General features: G+C 40.3%; 17 protein-coding genes. 7 read left to right on the forward strand and 10 right to left on the reverse strand.

The window, feature by feature from the left end:
• Positions 1-23: 23 nt before the first annotated feature.
• From murD to glnK, 8 genes are all read right to left on the reverse strand, one after another.
• The gene (gene murD / locus F938_RS19330) at positions 24-1370 is read right to left on the reverse strand and encodes a UDP-N-acetylmuramoyl-L-alanine--D-glutamate ligase (protein WP_005034438.1); all 1347 of its coding nucleotides are present in this window, start codon (positions 1368-1370) and stop codon (positions 24-26) included.
• A 250-nt stretch (positions 1371-1620) separates the two neighbouring features.
• A complete protein-coding gene (locus tag F938_RS19335; protein WP_004825534.1) occupies positions 1621-2166 on the reverse strand; it encodes a VTT domain-containing protein in 546 nt (181 codons plus the stop codon).
• A gap of 110 nt (positions 2167-2276) precedes the next feature.
• The gene (locus F938_RS19340) at positions 2277-2936 is read right to left on the reverse strand and encodes a riboflavin synthase (RefSeq protein ID WP_005034441.1); all 660 of its coding nucleotides are present in this window, start codon (positions 2934-2936) and stop codon (positions 2277-2279) included.
• Between the two features lie 94 nt (positions 2937-3030).
• Positions 3031-4335 carry a DNA adenine methylase gene (locus F938_RS19345; RefSeq protein WP_004825539.1) on the reverse strand — a complete coding sequence of 435 codons (1305 nt, stop codon included), beginning with the start codon at positions 4333-4335 and terminating at the stop codon, positions 3031-3033.
• Positions 4332-5444: a bifunctional diaminohydroxyphosphoribosylaminopyrimidine deaminase/5-amino-6-(5-phosphoribosylamino)uracil reductase RibD gene (ribD, locus tag F938_RS19350; protein ID WP_005034444.1), complete on the reverse strand. Its 1113-nt coding sequence runs from the start codon at positions 5442-5444 to the stop codon at positions 4332-4334. The genes F938_RS19345 and ribD overlap by 4 nt, the downstream gene beginning before the upstream one ends.
• Positions 5445-5476: 32 nt before the next feature.
• Positions 5477-5941: a transcriptional regulator NrdR gene (gene nrdR, locus F938_RS19355; protein ID WP_004825545.1), complete on the reverse strand. Its 465-nt coding sequence runs from the start codon at positions 5939-5941 to the stop codon at positions 5477-5479.
• 160 nt (positions 5942-6101) lie between these two features.
• Entirely contained in the window at positions 6102-7505 is a 1404-nt protein-coding gene (gene amt / locus F938_RS19360; RefSeq protein ID WP_004825546.1) for an ammonium transporter, read from the reverse strand.
• 67 nt (positions 7506-7572) lie between these two features.
• A complete protein-coding gene (gene glnK / locus F938_RS19365; RefSeq protein ID WP_004725283.1) occupies positions 7573-7911 on the reverse strand; it encodes a P-II family nitrogen regulator in 339 nt (112 codons plus the stop codon).
• Between the two features lie 291 nt (positions 7912-8202).
• Between glnK and F938_RS19370 the strand changes: the two genes are divergently transcribed.
• The 3 genes from F938_RS19370 to F938_RS19380 all read left to right on the forward strand — a co-directional run bounded on the left by F938_RS19370 (position 8203) and on the right by F938_RS19380 (position 10802).
• Entirely contained in the window at positions 8203-8430 is a 228-nt protein-coding gene (locus F938_RS19370) for an accessory factor UbiK family protein (protein ID WP_004825547.1), read from the forward strand.
• Between the two features lie 71 nt (positions 8431-8501).
• On the forward strand, positions 8502-9989 hold the full coding sequence (locus tag F938_RS19375; RefSeq protein WP_005034447.1) for a YifB family Mg chelatase-like AAA ATPase: 1488 nt from the start codon (positions 8502-8504) through the stop codon (positions 9987-9989).
• A 96-nt stretch (positions 9990-10085) separates the two neighbouring features.
• Complete coding sequence (locus F938_RS19380) at positions 10086-10802, forward strand: hypothetical protein (protein ID WP_010590840.1); 717 nt, start codon at positions 10086-10088, stop codon at positions 10800-10802.
• Positions 10803-11003: 201 nt separating this feature from the next.
• Here the strand turns inward: F938_RS19380 and F938_RS19385 are convergent, their stop codons facing one another.
• Both F938_RS19385 and F938_RS19390 read right to left on the reverse strand, forming a co-directional pair.
• Positions 11004-12185: a maltoporin gene (locus tag F938_RS19385; protein ID WP_005034451.1), complete on the reverse strand. Its 1182-nt coding sequence runs from the start codon at positions 12183-12185 to the stop codon at positions 11004-11006.
• Between the two features lie 274 nt (positions 12186-12459).
• On the reverse strand, positions 12460-13512 hold the full coding sequence (locus F938_RS19390) for a LacI family DNA-binding transcriptional regulator (protein WP_004825556.1): 1053 nt from the start codon (positions 13510-13512) through the stop codon (positions 12460-12462).
• A 348-nt stretch (positions 13513-13860) separates the two neighbouring features.
• Here F938_RS19390 and F938_RS19395 point away from each other — a divergent pair, with 348 nt between their 5' ends.
• The 4 genes from F938_RS19395 to F938_RS19410 are packed head-to-tail and all read left to right on the forward strand — an operon-like array spanning position 13861 to position 18580.
• The gene (locus tag F938_RS19395) at positions 13861-15447 is read left to right on the forward strand and encodes an acyl CoA:acetate/3-ketoacid CoA transferase (RefSeq protein ID WP_005034453.1); all 1587 of its coding nucleotides are present in this window, start codon (positions 13861-13863) and stop codon (positions 15445-15447) included.
• Positions 15444-16229, forward strand: coding sequence for an enoyl-CoA hydratase/isomerase family protein (locus F938_RS19400; protein WP_005034455.1), 786 nt, complete (start codon positions 15444-15446; stop codon positions 16227-16229). Before F938_RS19395 ends, F938_RS19400 begins: the two co-directional genes overlap by 4 nt.
• Before the next feature lies 1 nt (position 16230).
• Positions 16231-17745: an aldehyde dehydrogenase family protein gene (locus tag F938_RS19405; RefSeq protein WP_005034457.1), complete on the forward strand. Its 1515-nt coding sequence runs from the start codon at positions 16231-16233 to the stop codon at positions 17743-17745.
• A 49-nt stretch (positions 17746-17794) separates the two neighbouring features.
• On the forward strand, positions 17795-18580 hold the full coding sequence (locus F938_RS19410) for a 3-ketoacyl-ACP reductase (protein WP_004825564.1): 786 nt from the start codon (positions 17795-17797) through the stop codon (positions 18578-18580).
• Positions 18581-18584: the final 4 nt, after the last annotated feature.

An 18584-nucleotide genomic window follows, 5' to 3' on the forward strand; every position in this document is an offset into this window, starting at 1 on the left:
ACTTTATTTTCCTTATGATTCTTTTAGTTTAGCGCATTTACATATTCAACAAAGCGATGACCGCGTTGCGGATAACCTGTAAACATATCAAAACTTGCACATGCTGGTGATAATAACACCACATCCTGTGCTTGCGTATGTTGCTGACACAGCGCCACAGCTTCCTGTAGCGTTTCAGCATGCAATAGCTCAGTTGTGCCTTGAATTGCTTTTTCGATCACAGGTCGATCTTCACCGATCAGTACCGCCAGTTTGGCATATTTTTCTAAGGACTGGCGTAAAGCAGTAAAATCTTGCCCTTTGCCTTGACCACCTAGAATAATCGCCACTTTGCCACCTTGCGCTTCAATTGCAGCACCTAAACCATCTAAAGCAGCCAAAGTTGCTCCAATATTGGTCCCTTTAGAATCATTATAATAGCGAACACCCGCCACTTCTTTAACGAACTCACAACGATGCTCTAAACCCTTGAAGGTCTTGAGTGTTTCCAACATCTTGTCTATCGGTAGACCAATCGCTTCACCTAAAGCCAAACATGCCAAAGCATTCGCAACATTATGCGTACCTTGGATGTACATCTCTGAACTTTTCAACAATCGTTCACGACCACGCGCTAACCAGATCGTACCATTGTCTTCTCTGAGAATACCGTATTGTTTTAAATCAGGTGCATTGAGACCAAAGCTTTGCATTGGGGTTACATCTGGAACCAACGGGCGAGTGAGTGAGTCATCACGGTTAAACACCACTTTTTTCACACCTTGGAAAATACGATGTTTCGCCGCATGATAACCCGCCATATCACCATGACGATCCAAATGGTCTTCACTCATATTTAACACCACAGCAACTTCAGCATTTAAATTTGAAGTGGTTTCAAGCTGGAAGCTCGACAGTTCAAGAATATAGACATCAGGATCATCACGCGTTAGATCCAAGGCTGGACGTCCAAGATTGCCTCCAACAGCAACTTTAACGCCTGCATCCTGCGCCATTAAACCTATTAAGGTCGTTACCGTACTCTTGGCATTTGAGCCAGTAATGGCAACAATTGGTTTATCTGTTGCACGACGTAAAATCTGAATCTCACTGACGACTGGAATCCCTTTGGCGATCGCCGCTTGAATCTCTGGCAGTTTAATATCCAATCCCGGGCTAATGACAATTTCTTCCGCTTGCAACAGCAAATCTTGGTCCAATTTACCAAAACTGGTTTGCACTGTTGCTGGAATTTGATCGTGTCCTGGTGGGAGTTGACGTGAATCAGTGACTGCAACACGGTAGCCATTTTCATGCAGAAAATTTACAGCTGAAACGCCTGAAATTCCAAGCCCAGCCACAACTTTTAAACCACCACGTTGTATCAACATTTTTTCCCACCAGCATTAAGATTTTAAAACTTGCAAAATGTTAGCACTTTGGCGATTTGAAAGCTTTTTATGTTTGCAGTTTCTGAAGTTTTTTTTGTGTCAGTGCGTAAAAATATCGTCATATTATTCTGATTTATTGCGATGGCTTTTTTTAAATTTCTTCGATGATAACCTGCGATCATATGATAGATACCAATCAGCCGAATGTTGGGTACAACATTCGGCTGATTGGTATCTATTCTCAATGTGTTTAGAATGAATCGATCAATAGCGACAGTAGATTACCTGCCCCATAACCTGCACCCAACAACAGCGCAATCCAAATCCAGCCACCCAACACGTTATACAGCATGAATACAGGCATTTTCATATGTCCTGCACCTGCTGCGAATGGAGCGAACGAACGAACAAAAGGTACAAAACGTGCAACAAGAATCGTTTTACCCCCATGACGCTCAAAATAATGATTGGTCTTTTTAATATATTCAGGCTTAAACCAACGTGAATGCGCATGAAAATACTTAAAGCCTAAAGCCCGCCCTGTATAGTAGTTGACGATATAACCTAAAATAGAAGCAATGATCAGCAACACCCCCATATAATGAAGATGAACCGATTCAGCAGTCGAGCATAGGGCACCAACAGCGATCAATAAGCTATCACCGGGGAGAAAAAACATAAAGATTGAGCCAGTTTCTGCAAAAATAATCAAAAACAAAATGGCATAAATCCATAGCCCATAATTTTCTAAGAAAGTGGGCAATAATTGTTCTAAATGCAATAAAAAATCAAGCAATACTCAACTCTCTTCAAAGAAGTATCCACAATATATTAGTCTAATTTAACCATGTAAATATTAAAAAGCCTAAATTAATTAGGCTTTTTCGATCTTAGCGTCTATTTGAGTTATTTTAAAAAACCATTCTTAGCGAGAAATTCCATGCTCAGTTTTGATTCAGCTTTAACCTCAGCGGCTTTATCACCGAGCAGTAAACGCTCGATATAACGTGCCAATACATCAACTTCCAAGTTCACCTTGGCGCCCACTTTCCATGTTCCAATATTGGTACGTTCAGCAGTATGTGGAATCAAATTGAGACTGAGAATATTGCCACGTAAATGATTGATGGTTAAGCTAATTCCATCTACAGTGATCGAACCTTTTTCAGCCAAATATTTAGCGATTTCAACAGGTGCAGTTACCTCAAAATATAGCGAACGTGCATCTGAACGAACTACGGTAATTTCACCCACTGCATCGACATGCCCACTGACAATATGACCGCCAAAGCGTGTGGTTGGCAACATTGCTTTTTCAACATTCACCACTTGTCCAACGTTCCAACTTGCCAAAGTTGAACGATTCAGACTTTCACGAGAAACATCGGCAGCATACCAATTGTCTCCCCAGTCAATCACCGTTAAGCAAATGCCATTGGTAGCAATAGAATCACCCAAATGTACATCAGACATATCTAGGTCAGTCTGAATACGCAAGCGCACATCACCACCTACACTTTGTAAGCTGTCAACTTTACCTAAACTTTCAACAATGCCTGTGAACATACTACGACCTACTGCCTCAATCTGAGGGCTGATGAATATCTATTGTGTTGATTACCATATCCCCAGCTTTAATTTAAAGACGAGGATAACAAGATTACCATAAAGCCAGTTGTGTACTCACACCCGATGTATCCACACCACCCAACTCAGCAAAATGGTAAAGTTGCCCCAAAAGCTGACGCAAAGGTGGTCCAGACTTGGCATGCGTATCGGTAATGACAATAAACTCAAGTACACGAGCACGCTCTGACTGACGTTGTTTACTCACGCGATAACGCGGAACATCCTGTGTCAACAAGGTAACTTTGCCACGTTTTAGATTTGCCGCCAATAAATCTTTGGCTTCAATATTTCCATCAGTGGAGTAACTGGTGAGAATATAACGTGCATTAATGGTTTCCAACAGGCTCTCATAAGCTTCTTGTGCATGCTTGGACGAGTTATATGGGCTTGGACGCTCTTTTCGCCATGCGCGATCAATTCCACTTTTAAAACCTTTGGTATCTGGTGTAGGTAGATCGACTTGATCCCAAAGGGTTAATGAATTGAGTACATGATAATTACTGCTGTAAGCGTGTTGGTTATAAGGAGGATCTAAATACGCCACATCCACTTCAAAACCGCTCATCTGGTTTGCCAAATGCTGTGCATCCACACACCACATTTCCGCCATTGGTGTTTTTTGCTTATTGTCACCCACCTCACTAAAACGGCTTGGTGTTAACCACAACAGTGATTCAATTCGTTCTAATGCCGTTTGAGTCTTTCCGCCCCAGCCATGATGAAAACTTTTAAATACACCACTGGTATTACTGACAAAACTGGCTGAGTAAAGCAAAGGGGCAAGTAAGGCACTCATTTCAACATCATCAATAGCGCCTTGTGCCTGCCATGTCGCAATCTGTTGGCGAATTGCATCGATACGCATACCATTACGACGCTTAAAGAACAAACGATCGCGCGCTGGGTCATAAATCTCATCATTACGTGGGCATAAATTATGCGTCACCCAACCTTTGACTTCAGGTAAACGATTTAAATAATCAATGGCTTTTTGATAGCCACCCAATTCTTTAAATGCCGGCGCATCGGTGCAAGCAAGAATGGCATGGTTCAGGGCATGACTATAAGGCTCCCAATCATTGGCAATCACACGATAGCCATTTTGACGAGCCAAACGTGAAACGACTCCGCTACCTGCAAAAAAATCTGCAAAAATAGGCGCACGTTTACCTTTAGGATTCAATGTTCCAGTAATTTCGAGCGCTTCGAGAATCAGGTGCAACAAACGCCGCTTGTTTCCCAAATAAGGAACCAACTGATGAAAAAGATATTCATCTGTTGTACGCGCAGCATGGCGACGTTTATGATAAACCGATGATGTTAACTCTGAATTCATACTGACTCTTGCGCAGGGAGAAGTCTTAAACGAATATCATCACCAAATTGATGAACATCTTTAAGCATAAAACGTAATTGTTGTGCCATGGTTTCAAATTCTGCATTAAACATTGGTCGTGCTGATTGCCCTAAAAAAGTCGGAGCAACATAACTGATTAACTCATCAACCAGTTTTTCCTGTAAAAATGCAGTCGATAAGGTTGCACCAGCTTCAACCAACACATCATAAATTTGAAAATCTTTTAAAGTGCCTAATAAATCTTTTAATGACTGGACGTCTAATTGCACCACACCAAGTTCAGCCAATTCCCGACGAAATGGTCCCATTACCATCACTGTTTCAGGATGCTTAAGCACTTGAGCGGTCAACGGTAAGCGACCTTTCCGATCTAAGATGACACGTTTCGGCTGTACGACTTTTTCCAGTTCCACATTGGCTAAACTTCGAACATTGAGCTGAGGGTCATCCGCCAGAATGGTCTCAATCCCAGTAATCACTGCACCTGAAATAGCACGCCAATGTTGTACATCTTGACGAGACTCAGCACCAGTAATCCATTTGGATTCACCTGATGCCATAGCGGTGCGTCCATCTAGACTCGAAGCGACTTTTAAACGCACATAAGGTAAACCCGTTGCCATTGCTTTTAGGAAACCTAAGTTGAGTTGGGTGGCTTGTTGTTCACAAACACCTGTTTCAACAACAATTCCAGCCTGACGTAAAATCTCTACACCTTTACCTGCGACAAGTGGATTTGGGTCTGCACATGCAACGATAACTTTTGCCACACCTGCTTCAACCAAACCTTTTGCACAAGGTGGTGTACGGCCATAATGTGCACAAGGCTCCAAAGTCACATAAGCCGTTGCGCCTTTTGCAGACGCTCCAGCTTGACGCATTGCAAACACTTCTGCATGAGGTTGTCCGGCTTGGGGATGAAAACCCTCTCCAATGAGGACTCCATCTTTGACAATAACGCAACCAACATTTGGATTTGGTCGTGTGGAATACTGTCCAAGCTTGGCGAGCTCAATCGCTTTCTGCATCCAAACCTGATCGATATTGACAGCATCTTCAGACTTAGAGTTTGAATCCAACTCAGACATAAAATTCCTAATTTAATCCTATGAAAAATAAATCAGTGGTCTTGACCACGTGCTTGCATTTGCTCAATTTGATGGCGAAAAGCATCAATATCTTGGAAATCCTGATAAACCGAAGCAAAACGCACATATGCCACATGATCAAGTGCAAACAAAGATTTCATGACAATTTCGCCAATGGTACGTGAACGCACATCACGTTCACCTAAACGACGAATTTGTAATTGAATATCACTAATGACTGTTTCAATTTGCTCTTGAGTCACAGGTCTTTTTTGCAAAGCATGCATCAAAGAACGACGCAATTTTGCTTCATCAAATGGTTCATTTTTACCATCAGACTTGGTTACACGTGGCATCACCACTTCATAACTTTCAAAAGTGGTAAAACGTTCGCCACAACTGATACATTCACGGCGACGACGAATCTGACTACCTTCAGCAGCCAAACGGGAATCGATCACTTTACTATCTGCAGCGTTACAAAATGGACAATGCATAGTGGTTTAATTAAGCAAAATTCATAATTTCAGCTAGTGTAGCAAAAAAACAGGTTTTTGTTGAGGGTTTCGCAAGATATGGAAAAAAAACAGCCCTCACGGGCTGTTTAATACTATATATAGTTATTATTCTAAAAAGCTCTTCTTCTCACCATTTTAATTATTCGATGCGTTCACCATGTTGGCTTAAATCCAAGCCCATACGTTCATCATCATTTTCAACACGGATTCCAATCACCACATCGATAATTTTAAGAAGAATGAATGTCACCACTGCCGAGTAAGCAATCGTTGCCAATACACCCTCTACTTGAACCCATAATTGATGCATCATGTTGGTTGGCGCTTTGTCACCCATAATGAATGAGCTTGCAAAAACTGCTGTTAAAATCGCACCCACGATACCGCCCACACCATGTAGACCAAAGGCATCTAAAGAGTCATCTGCTTTCAAGATACGTTTAAGACCAGAGATTCCCCAGAAACATACCACACCACCAATCAAGCCCATGATCAATGCACCACTGACGGTTACAAAACCCGCAGCTGGCGTAATCACCACAAGACCTGCAACCGCACCTGATGCTGCACCCAATACAGAGCCTTTGCCACGGACAATCTTCTCAACCACTAACCAAGCGATTGCGGCTGCAGCTGCTGCAACTTGAGTTGTCACCAAAGCATATGCTGCTGAACCATTAGCACCTAAAGCTGAACCACCATTGAAACCAAACCAACCTACCCATACCAGACTCGCACCCAATACAGTTAAAGTTAAGTTATGTGGCGCCATAGACTCTTTGCCTAAGCCCATACGTTTACCGAGTAGATATGCAGCAACTAAACCAGCAACACCTGAGTTGATATGAACCACTGTACCACCTGCAAAATCAAGTGCACCGTCATTCATTAACCAACCACCACCCCATACCCAATGTGCAATCGGAGCATAAACAACAATCACCCAAATGGTAATAAAGCTGATCCAAGCGCTGAACTTCATACGATCAGCCACAGAACCACTAATAATGGCAACTGTAATAATCGCAAAAGTCATTTGGAAAATAACAAATAGAATTTCAGGGATACTTCCGCTCAGTGCATCTGTGGTGATGCCAGACAGCATGGCTTTATCTAACCCGCCGATAAAAGCATTGCCAGATCCAAAAGCTAGTGAGTACCCCACAACCACCCATACAATACTTACAATTGCTGCAGCAGTGAAACTTTGTGCCATTGTTGCCAGTACGTTTTTCTTACGAACCATACCACCATAAAACAATGCCAAACCTGGAATCGTCATCAGCAAGACCAATGCTGTAGACACTAAAATCCACGCAGTATCGCCTGTGTTGAGTGTTGGTTTCTCTGCTTCTGGTGCAGGTGCAACTGTTGCAGTTGCCTCAGGTGCAACGCTTGCTGTGGTATCTGTTGTCGCTGTGCTGACATCACTTGCTGATGCAACAGCGGTAGATGCAGGCTCAGTTACGCTTTCTTCTGCCCACGCAACTGATCCGCCAAGAAGTGCGCCAGACAGGCTGAGCGCTAATAGCATTTTTTTCATTCGTATCCCCCAACCTAATTTTGTGAGTTATGTCTTCATCAACATAACCAGCAATCTTCGTGCCAAATTAAACAGCGTCTGGACCTGTTTCACCTGTACGAATACGAATCACTTGCTCTAAATTCGTCACGAAAATTTTTCCGTCACCAATTTTCCCAGTGCTCGCAACACGTGTAATAGATTCAATCACTGAATCTACCATGTCATCACTGATCGCGATTTCAATTTTCACTTTTGGGAGAAAATCCACGACATATTCAGCACCACGGTAAAGTTCTGTATGCCCTTTTTGACGACCAAAACCTTTAACCTCAGTTACGGTAATCCCTTGAACGCCTATATCAGACAAGGCTTCACGCACGTCATCTAATTTAAACGGTTTTACAATTGCAGTTACGAGCTTCATATTGTTTTCCTTCGGCTTATTTCACCAGTAAGGTTTTATGTTCAATTTTCGTGCCAATCTTATTAACGGTTGGGGTGGCTAATTTGATCAACACGTATTGCCTTTATAACCTATTGTATATCCTTAGGTGAAGTTTCAACTTGAAAAAACTCACAATAATGATCATTTTTTTTAAAATTCACTCACGATTTTCTTATCTTTGATGCCTTGATAAACCAATAAAAATTACTCAAGTAAAAATCCATACACGATGTTACACTAGGCAAAGAATATCAACATTTTGGATTCCTCATGATTGAAACATTACTACAAGCAATTTTGGAACAAGTCGATCAACCTAAAAAAGATATCGAACATAACCTACGTGCCTTATTGAACGAAGCTATCAGCAAAATGGACATTGTCTCTAAAGATGAAATCGAGCGTCAAAAAACTGCACTAAATAATGCCAATTTAAGATTGACTGAATTACAAGCGCAAGTAAAAGCACTTGAGGTGCTTATTCAGCATAAAAAATAAACTAAATTTGCACAAAAGTGGTGCAAAAATTATAATAATGATTAAAAATAAAGCAAACTTGGAAAATAACAATGTCTTTAGCCAAAATTTATACACGAGGCTTACTTGGATTGCATGCACCTTTAATTGAAGTAGAGGTCCATGTTAGTGCAGGACTACCTTCTTTAACGATTGTTGGTTTGGCAGAAGCAGCCGTTCGTGAAAGTAAGGATCGTGTCCGCTCTGCAATAATCAATAGTGGTTTTCAGTTTCCAACCAAACGCTTGACCATCAATCTGGCACCTGCAGACCTTCCTAAGGATGGCTCTCGCTTAGATCTTCCGATTGCATTAGGAATTCTGATTGCGACAGGTCAACTCCCTGAGAATGTCACAGACGATTTCGAGTTTATTGGTGAGTTAGCACTGGATGGTCATTTAAGACCTGTTACTGGTACATTAACGATTGCAATGGCTTGTCAATTGGCAAAGCACCAATTGATGCTTCCTCAAGAAAATGCTGATGAAGCCGCACAATTACCTGAATTCAAGGTATTTGCTGCACATCATTTAAAACAAGTCTGTGATCATTTTTTAAATACACAAAAAATTGAAGTAACCTCCACACAAAAATCTACTTTGGACAAACAATATAAATTTGATTTGGCTGATGTAAAAGGTCAGTTACGCCCTCGAAGAGCTCTAGAAATTGCCGCTGCAGGTGGACACTCGCTTTTATTTAAAGGGCCGCCGGGAACAGGTAAAACACTTTTAGCTTCACGTTTACCTAGTATTTTGCCTGCATTGAATCCACAAGAAAATCTCGAAGTCGCCAGTATTTATTCCATTGCCAACACTCAACATCACTTTGGGCAGCGACCTTTTCGAGCACCTCATCATACTGCGTCTGCAATTGCCTTGGTAGGAGGTGGATCGAACCCGAAACCTGGAGAAATTACACTTGCACATTTAGGGGTACTTTTCTTGGATGAATTACCCGAGTTTGATAAGAAAGTTCTAGAAGTTTTAAGGCAACCCCTAGAGTCTAAAGAAATCATCATTTCGAGAGCATCAAGACAAATTACCTTTCCAGCAAACTTTCAACTCATCGCAGCAATGAATCCATGTCCTTGTGGTTATGCTTTTAATCAAGATAGCCGTTGCCAGTGCTCAGCTGAATCAATCAAACGTTATCAAAGTCGAATCTCAGGTCCTTTATTGGATCGTATTGATTTACATATCGATGTACCACCCTTAAAAGCTCAAGAATTACAAGATACTACCCCTGTTGAAGATTCAGCAACAGTGCGAGAACGCGTACTCCAAGCTTTTCATTTTCAAATTCAACGCCAAGGCGGATTAAATCACGCGTTATCGCCAAAACAGTTGGAAAAGCATGTAGTTTTGGATGAAACATCCCAAAAGATGATTGAGATGGCACAACAACGCTTAAACTTATCGGCTCGGGCGTATCACCGTATTTTACGAGTTTCTAGAACCATTGCAGATTTAGCACAAAGTGAACAAATTCAAAGTACACATTTGACAGAAGCTTTGTCTTATCGGGGAACGCAGTCTTAGAATCTGACCTATAAATACTAAATCTAACTTTGTGAAATAGGTAAATTGCACCGTGCCTATTTCCAACTCTTCACCATGCCGTGTAAGGAGATTATTTTGTTAAACTCAAGTCAGAGAAAAATTAAAGAGATTCTATTAAAAATAGAAAACTATCAATCTTTGCTAAGAAAAAAATCAAACAAAAAAAATAATGGAGTCTATTATGGTACGATATCCATATGTGCCATTTTTTTTATTTTTTCCTTAATTTTAATAGGAATAGGTGCATATTCTAAAAATCAAAATATTATTTTAACTTCACTAATATTACTTTTAGTTTCTGAGATATTTTTATTAGTAAGCACATTGGTTGAAATTTATAACTCACGTAAAAGTCTATTCCTATTTTTTAAAAGCCCATCCTTCTTGTTATTACGCAATGCTGATATAAATGTTAGATCAAAGATTAAATTTTTACCCGAACTAATCAAATTTAATGAAGATGATCTTGAACTGTCAAAAAGGGAAATAATTTATGAAAAAGAACATTTTGATAGAAGAACCTCAATAATCACTGGTACCATCGATAAGATAGGGATTTTTCCAACAATTTTAGCTACCCTGGTACTTATTCTAAACCAACTAAGTAACATTAATGTCCAAAACTTTTTAAAATTGAATCCAAATTTTCAGTTTTATTTTTACGCCATCATATTTATAGTTACCTTTTTTCAAATAATTTCAATGTTTAATAATTTTACATCACTAAAACTTTCAAATATGGTCGATACACTTGACTATACGATCAATATTAAAAAAAGCAGTAAATCTTAACAGCATACTTATTAAAAGAATAAGGAAAGCAATCTTAGAATTAGATAAAGAACATTAAAATATACATAAAATACTAATTTTATGTATATAAACTAGATTAAACGGTTAATAGACTCATATTTATGCCCCCAAATAAAGCTAGCATTCCAATAATCCGCTGAAATGCCAGTCAAAATGGATGTTTTATTCGCTAAACAAGCATTACCACCAGTTTTCCAATTGAATCCCGAAGTTTGAACCATTATTGGAGGCAACAAAATTACTATCTGGCATCACTTGATCCCTTAATTTTCTTTCAGCATTGTTCCAATTTGCGTAGGTATAATAGACCCGAAGCTCTGGTCGATCATAATATTTGGTACCTTTGAATGCCCAAGTTGGTGCAAGTGTAAGCTTAGTTAAATTTCTCTTTTCTGTATCTTTGATCTGATCAAATCCAAGTTCTCCCGTAATTTTGAGTTTATCATTCAATACATAAGAGGTTCTTGAACCCAATGAAATCCATTCCATGTTCGGCAAATCCTTAAAATTATTTTTTTGATAGACTGCTTGCATTTGCCCATTGAAACGGTTCGACTCTGTCTGCCAATCAAACATTTCAAGTGCTCTAAATGTTGTATTATTTCGACTTAAATTGACATCACCTGTATAACTTAATCCTGTTCCAGGTCCTTCTCCATATTGCAAAGCAACCGTGTTCTTGCCGTTGAAACGATGCTTTTGAATATCCTGAACAATAAGCGACCATCCATTGTTTTGCTGATGATCAATATAAGAAGCTCCTAGCTGTAACTCATTGTCTGGGTTGATGTTTATCCCTTTTACAGTGAGATCATGCTTGGATGCCATCTCCTCTTGAAATAAATTGTCTTTTCGTGAGAAGGAATAACTGATTTTGTAATCATTCAGATCATAACTATCTATACCGAAACCTGTTGCGCTTTGGTTCCAGTAAAAGAAGTCCGTCATATGACTATCATTACGATTATAATATCTTCGTCCAGCCCAAAAATTTCCGCCATTGAGCACAGCAAGATTACGCCAATCCAGATAAATTTGATTCAATCGTGTGTAGCCATTGTCTCCACTAAACTTAAGTGCTTGTCCATATACATTATAAAACTGCACCATTCCATTGATACTGAGCTGTGAACCATCCTTAAAATTTGCGATAGGCTGCTTGGCAGAAAACTCCGCATATTGTTCACATTCGTTGCCCAAACGGTATTTGGTGGGAGCACCAGCTAATTTAAAACATTCTTGAATATTGCCGTTTTCACTAGTCCCTATTCCTGTACGAAAATAACCGTGTAATTCTACTGCATAAGCTGGATAGCTACTAAAAATACTGGTGATCCCAATCAATCCAATTAATTTTTTCATTAAAATTCCTTTTTAATCAATTTTTATGCTTCATCAATATCTCGATATTACAAATGCAATTTTCATTTCTAATATTCAATTTCTGATATCGAATTTCTAACAATGGAACGTTCCATGATAAATTGGAACGTTCCAAAAAATATAGATATACAAATTTAATCTGTCAATATTAATTTATAGAAGTATTTAAGCCTTGATCTTTAATTTTTTTAAACAAAAACAATAAATCACGATATTTATATCAGATCTATGCAGGGTGTTAAGTGCTTTATATTTAATTGGTCTTATGCTCAGACGGTTGTTTTTGACTGCCACAAGACTCACGTACAATTAGCTTTGGTTTCAGCAAAAACTTTAAAGGAGGTGCCTCTGGTTTTTTAATTCGAGTTAACAATAACTCACTTGCGATTTCACCGAGTTTTTCTGGTTGATGAGCAACGGTAGTCAATGGAGGACTACAATATTCTGATTCTGAAATTCCATCTCCACCCACGACAGCAATATCTCTACCAGCTTTTAAACCACGTCGATCCAATTCGCTTAAAACACCGATTGCGATCAAATCGTTGTAACAAATTACGGCTGAAGGTTTATGTTCTAAATCAAGTAATTGAGCAATACCTAATTTCCCACCTTCACGACTAATTGGACCATCAATGATCCATTGCTCATTACAAGCTAATCCATTTTTTTCCAAACAATCTTTAAACCCTTGCAAGCGCTCTAAACTGACTGAATAACCCGTATGGCGACCAATAAATCCGATTTCTTTATGTCCTAAATCGATTAAATGTTGAGTTAAAAGTTGGATACCAAGTCGATTATCTGCACCCACAAAATCACAGATCTCTCCTTCCAAAGAGCGCATTACCATAACAAAAGGCACCCCCCATTTTTTTAACATCGAGATTAATTCAGGCGAGGTATCGAAAGTAGGACAAATAATCAAACCCGCAATTTTATGTTCACGCATAGTGACAATAACTTGCTGTTGTAAAGCATGATCTTCGGCTGTATGTGCAAGCAAAGTGGTAAAGTTTGATTCTAAAAGTTTTCTCTCCGCACCAATCAATAACTCGACAAAAAAGGTATTGGTTAAATCATTGACGACTACACCAATAATATTACTTACCCCTTGACGCAAGTTAGCCGCACTACGATTGTAGATATAACCCAGTTGAGCAGCGACCTTTCGAACATTTTCAGCAGTTTCAGGTTTGACCAATTCACTATTATTCAAGACTAAAGAGACGGTTGATTTGGAAACACCCGAAACTTTCGCAATATCCATAATGGTGGCTTTACTTTTTGGTGCTTTGCTACTCAAGTGAGATACCTCATTAACCTGCGTCGAAGTGCTAGTAGCATACCATTTCTTTTTTACTTAATTTTCCCTTCTTTAAAAAATATATTGACATCGGCATGTAGTAATTCTATATTTTTGGAACGTTCCAAAAATTAATTAGAACGTTCCTATAACAAACATAAACCACATAAGAAGGAACTTATGAGGACAAAAACAATGGAAATGGATTGAAACCAGCGACCACTAAATTTTTCCATTTGTTTTAAAGCAAGTGGTTTCTCTTCGATCACCGACAACACCAACGTCTATTGATCTTGAACAGAACCATTTAAAGCAATCTAAAAACTATTTGTGTAAAAGTGAAAAAACATGAACAAACTTATTAGTGCCGAACAAGCTGCAAAATTGATCATCGATGGCGACATTGTGACTGTCAGCTCATCAAGTGGTTTGGCTTGTCCAGATCATATTCTTTCTGCGATTGGAAAGCGCTATCAACACATTGCTCAGCCTAAAGACTTGACTTTGCTTCATCCTATTGCTGCTGGAGATTTGTATGGAATCAAAGGCATTGAGCATCTGGCGCAGACCGGGTTAATCAAAAAAGTCATTGCTGGCTCTTTTCCAAGTGGTCCATCCTCTTTACCCATGCCAGAGATATGGAAAATGATCGTCAATAACGAAATAGCCGCATATAACGTTCCCAGTGGCATCATGTTTGACTTGCATCGCGATGTCGCGGCAAAACGTCCAGGTGTTTTAACAAAAGTTGGTTTTAATACTTTTGTAGACCCAGATTTACAAGGTTGTGCGATGAATGCAAAAGCTGAAGCTCAACCCATTGTAGAAAAGGTAAATTTTGCAGGTGAAGATTGGTTGTTCTTTCCAAACATCATTCCTAACGTTGCCATTATTCGAGCAACCACCGCCGATGAAAAAGGCAACCTATCTTTTGAACATGAAGGCGGTTTACTTGGCGCGCTCGATCAAGCACTTGCTGTTCGTAACAATGGTGGGATTGTCATTGTCCAAGTGAAACGTATGGTTCGCGCAGGCTCCATAAAGCCGCATCATGTGCATATCCCTTGTAATTTAGTGGATTATATCGTGGTTGCTCCTGACCAAATGCAAACCACACAAATCAGCTATGACCCAGCAATCAGTGGTGAAATTCAACAGCCAGACTCAGTATTTGACATGACGCCTTGGGGAGCTGAAAAGGTCATTGCCCGTCGAGCTGCAATGCAAGTCGAAAAAGGTATGTCGGTGAATTTAGGTTTTGGAATCTCTGCCAATGTCCCTCGGATTCTATTGGAAGAAGGTTATCACGATGAGGTGACTTGGTTGATTGAACAAGGAGCTGTGGGCGGAATGCCTTTACTCGATTTTGCATTTGGTTGCGCTGTAAATGCCGATGCAATTATGCCATCGTCCGCACAATTTACTTATTTTCAAGGTGGTGGTTTTAACCTCTCTCTACTTTCTTTTTTACAAATTGATCGCGAAGGCAATGTGAATGTTTCGAAACTTCCTAGCAAGCCTTATCTAACAGCAGGTTGCGGTGGTTTTGTTGACATCACCACACATGCGAAGAATATTGTTTTTTCTGGCTTTTTCACTGCTGGCGCAAAATTAACAGTGGGTGATGGTGCTTTAAAGATTTATCAGGAAGGCAAATCACGTAAATTGGTCAACAAAGTTGATCATGTCACTTTCAGTGGTCATATGGCTCTACAGCGAGGACAAAACATCCTTTATATCACTGAACGTTGTGTCATGAAATTAACGACAGAAGGTTTACTGATTACAGAAATTGCCCCAGGTATAGATTTAGAAAAAGATGTTCTCTCGCAAGCAGAATTCCCCCTACTCGTCTCTGATGATTTAAAAATTATGAGACCCAGCTTATTTACAGATGCGGTTATGGGACTAGAGCTTAAGGAGTATACAGCATGAATAGATCATCTGGTTCAGTCAGCCTCCGTTTTGAAAATTCGATTGCTATCGTCCAATTAGAGCGACCTGAAAAATTGAATGCTCTCACGCCTGAAATGCTAGATCAGCTTGATGATATTGCAAAGTCTCTTGATCAACGAACAGATATTATAGCCGCCATTATTACGGCGACTGGTGATCGTGCCTTTTGTGTAGGTGCTGATATTCATGTCTGGGCAGAGCTAAAACCGCTGGATATGTGGCGTCATTGGACCAGAAAAGGACACCAAGTTTTCGATTTATGGGCTCGATTACGTTTTCCTGTGATTGCAGCGATCAATGGTCATGCTTTTGGTGGTGGATTAGAGCTATTAGCGACTGCGGATATTCGAGTCAGTGACCCAAATGCCACATTTGCTTTGCCAGAAACAGGCATCGCGACATGCCCAGGTTGGTCTGGAACACAACGTCTAGTTCGTTTAATCGGTGCAAGTTCGGTTAAATATCTCGCAATGACAGGAAGAAAAATGAATGCTGAACAAGCACTTAAACAAGGCTTAATTCAAGAGATTAGTCATTCAGGAGAGGTTTTAGCCTGTGCTCTACAGATCGCCGAAGAAATAGGACGAAAAGCTCCGATTTCCATACAACTAACAAAACAACTTATTGATGCAGGTGAAGGTCATCATTTGGCAGCTGTTTTGGAAGGAATGGCGGGAGCACTTGCCGCAACAACTGAAGATGCAAAAGAAGGTTTAGCAAGCTTTAGTGAACGTCGTTCCGCAGACTATAAAGGAAGATGAAATGAAATTCTTAAACTTAGAGCGTCATGCACCTGTGATTAAACAACCTTATCAAGGTCGTATGTTGATTGATGGCGAACTGTGTATCTCACAACAAGGAAAAATAACTGAACGAAAAAGCCCTGCTCATGATGTCATTGTCGGCATTTATCCTGACGCTTGTCGCGAAGATGCTTTACGTGCCGTAGACGCCGCCCGTAAAGCATTTGATCAGGGTACATGGTCAAGTCGATCTGGCAGTGAACGCGCAGATCTATTGATACGAGTTGCTGAAGGCATAGCAAATCGTATTGAAGAAATGGCATTGATTGAAAGTTTAGAAACAGGCAAACCTCTGACGCAAGCACGCAGTGAAGTTTCTGGTTGTGTGGATTTATGGAAATATGCAGCTGCACTGGCAAGAACCCTGCATGGTGAAAGCTATAATAATTTAGGTAACTCAACGCTTGGCATAGTTGTACGTCAACCGATTGGTGTGGTTGCAATGATCACGCCATGGAATTTCCCCATTTGGATTCTCAGCCAAAAATTACCTTTTGCTTTAGCAGCAGGATGTACAGCTGTGATCAAACCAAGTGAACTCACCAATGGTACGACCTTAATCCTCGGTGAAATTTTACTTGAAGCAGGTTTACCTCAAGGGGTAGTAAATATTGTCACGGGCTTAGGTCCAACTGTTGGTGAACCACTGATTAACCATCCTGATATAGACATGGTTTCCTTCACTGGTTCTACACGTGTGGGACGTCATATTGCAGCAGAAGCTGGGCGTTCATTAAAGAAAGTCTCTCTTGAACTTGGGGGCAAAAATCCACAAATTATTTTCCCAGATTGTAATTGGGAAGCTGCTGTCGATGCTGTGGTATTTGGTGTCTATTTCAATGCAGGTGAATGTTGCAATAGTGGCAGTCGAATTTTAGTCCATGCAGACATTGCTGAACGTTTCACACAAGCAGTGATTGACCGTTCTAAGCAGGTACCTGTTGGTGACCCACTACACCCCGATGTAAAAGTTGGTGCAATTACGAGTGAAACTCAACTCAACATTATCGAAACAGCGATAAAAAATGCAAAAGCAGAAGGTGCCACGATACGCTTTGGCGGAGAACGTATTCCAACAACCGCAGGTATGTATTTCCAGCCAACCATTATTACAAATGTTGAACCGAGTATGTCCATCGCCCATGAAGAAGTGTTTGGTCCTGTATTATCGATACTCAACTTCAGCACAATCGAAGAGGCAATCACAATTGCCAATCAAACCAGTTACGGACTCTCTGCCGCAGTTTGGAGCAAAGATATTGATATTTGCTTACGAGCAGCAAAAGGTATTCATGCAGGAACCATCTGGATCAATAACTTTCTCGAAGGTTTTCCAGAACTTCCTTTTGGTGGATTTAAAGCATCAGGTATTGGTCGCGAATTAGGTCTCAATGCCGTAGAAGATTATACAGAACAGAAAACCATTCAATTACATATCGGAGAAAGAACTCATTGGTGGCTTACTCAGTCTTAGTGAAAAGTTTGTTTAAGTTAAAATTGGAACGTTCCAAAAAGGAAAAATAATGAAAAGGATTTCAGATATTAAATCGCGACCATTAGCACTCATTACAGGTGGACGTAGAGGAATTGGTGCCTCAGTGGTGATGCAGTTGGCAAGTGAAGGTTTCGATATTGTGTTCACCTGTCGTCATGAAGACGCTAAAAGCACAGCCTTGTGTGCTGAGGTTGAATCTGTTGGAGGAAAAGCGCTGGCAATTGCCAGCGAACTAGAAAACTTGGAAGCACAACAGCAACTGATCGATAAAGTCATCGCCTGGGGAGGAAAAATAGATTGTCTGGTCAATAACGCAGGCATTGGCTCACCGTGTCGTGGTGATTTACTGGCAATGCAACCAGAAGCATTTGATTTGGTGATCAATACAAATTTAAGAGGGACATTTTTCTTCACCCAACTCGTGGCCAAGCATATGCTCTCAGTCCCCTCTCAGCATCCTCGGAGCATTATCACAATTTCCAGTGTCAGTGCTGAAATGGCATCACCTGAGCGAGGTGAATATTGCTTATCCAAAGCTGCATTGGCAATGAGTACCAAACTTTTCGCATTGCGTTTAGCCGCAGCCAATATTGGTGTATTCGAAATTCGTCCTGGTGTTATACGAACTGATATGACCGCTGGTGTTGCCAACAAATACGAAGAACGCTTCAAAAATGGTCTTGTTCCAATGGCGCGCTGGGGAGAAACCGAAGATATCGCTGTTGCCGTCAGCAGCCTAGCCTCAGGCAAATTAAATTTTTCTACTGGCTCCGTCATCAATATTGATGGTGGTCTTTCAATTCCTACTTTCTGAGAAA

Source organism: Acinetobacter bereziniae LMG 1003 = CIP 70.12, from assembly GCF_000368925.1.
Taxonomy (GTDB): domain Bacteria; phylum Pseudomonadota; class Gammaproteobacteria; order Pseudomonadales; family Moraxellaceae; genus Acinetobacter; species Acinetobacter bereziniae.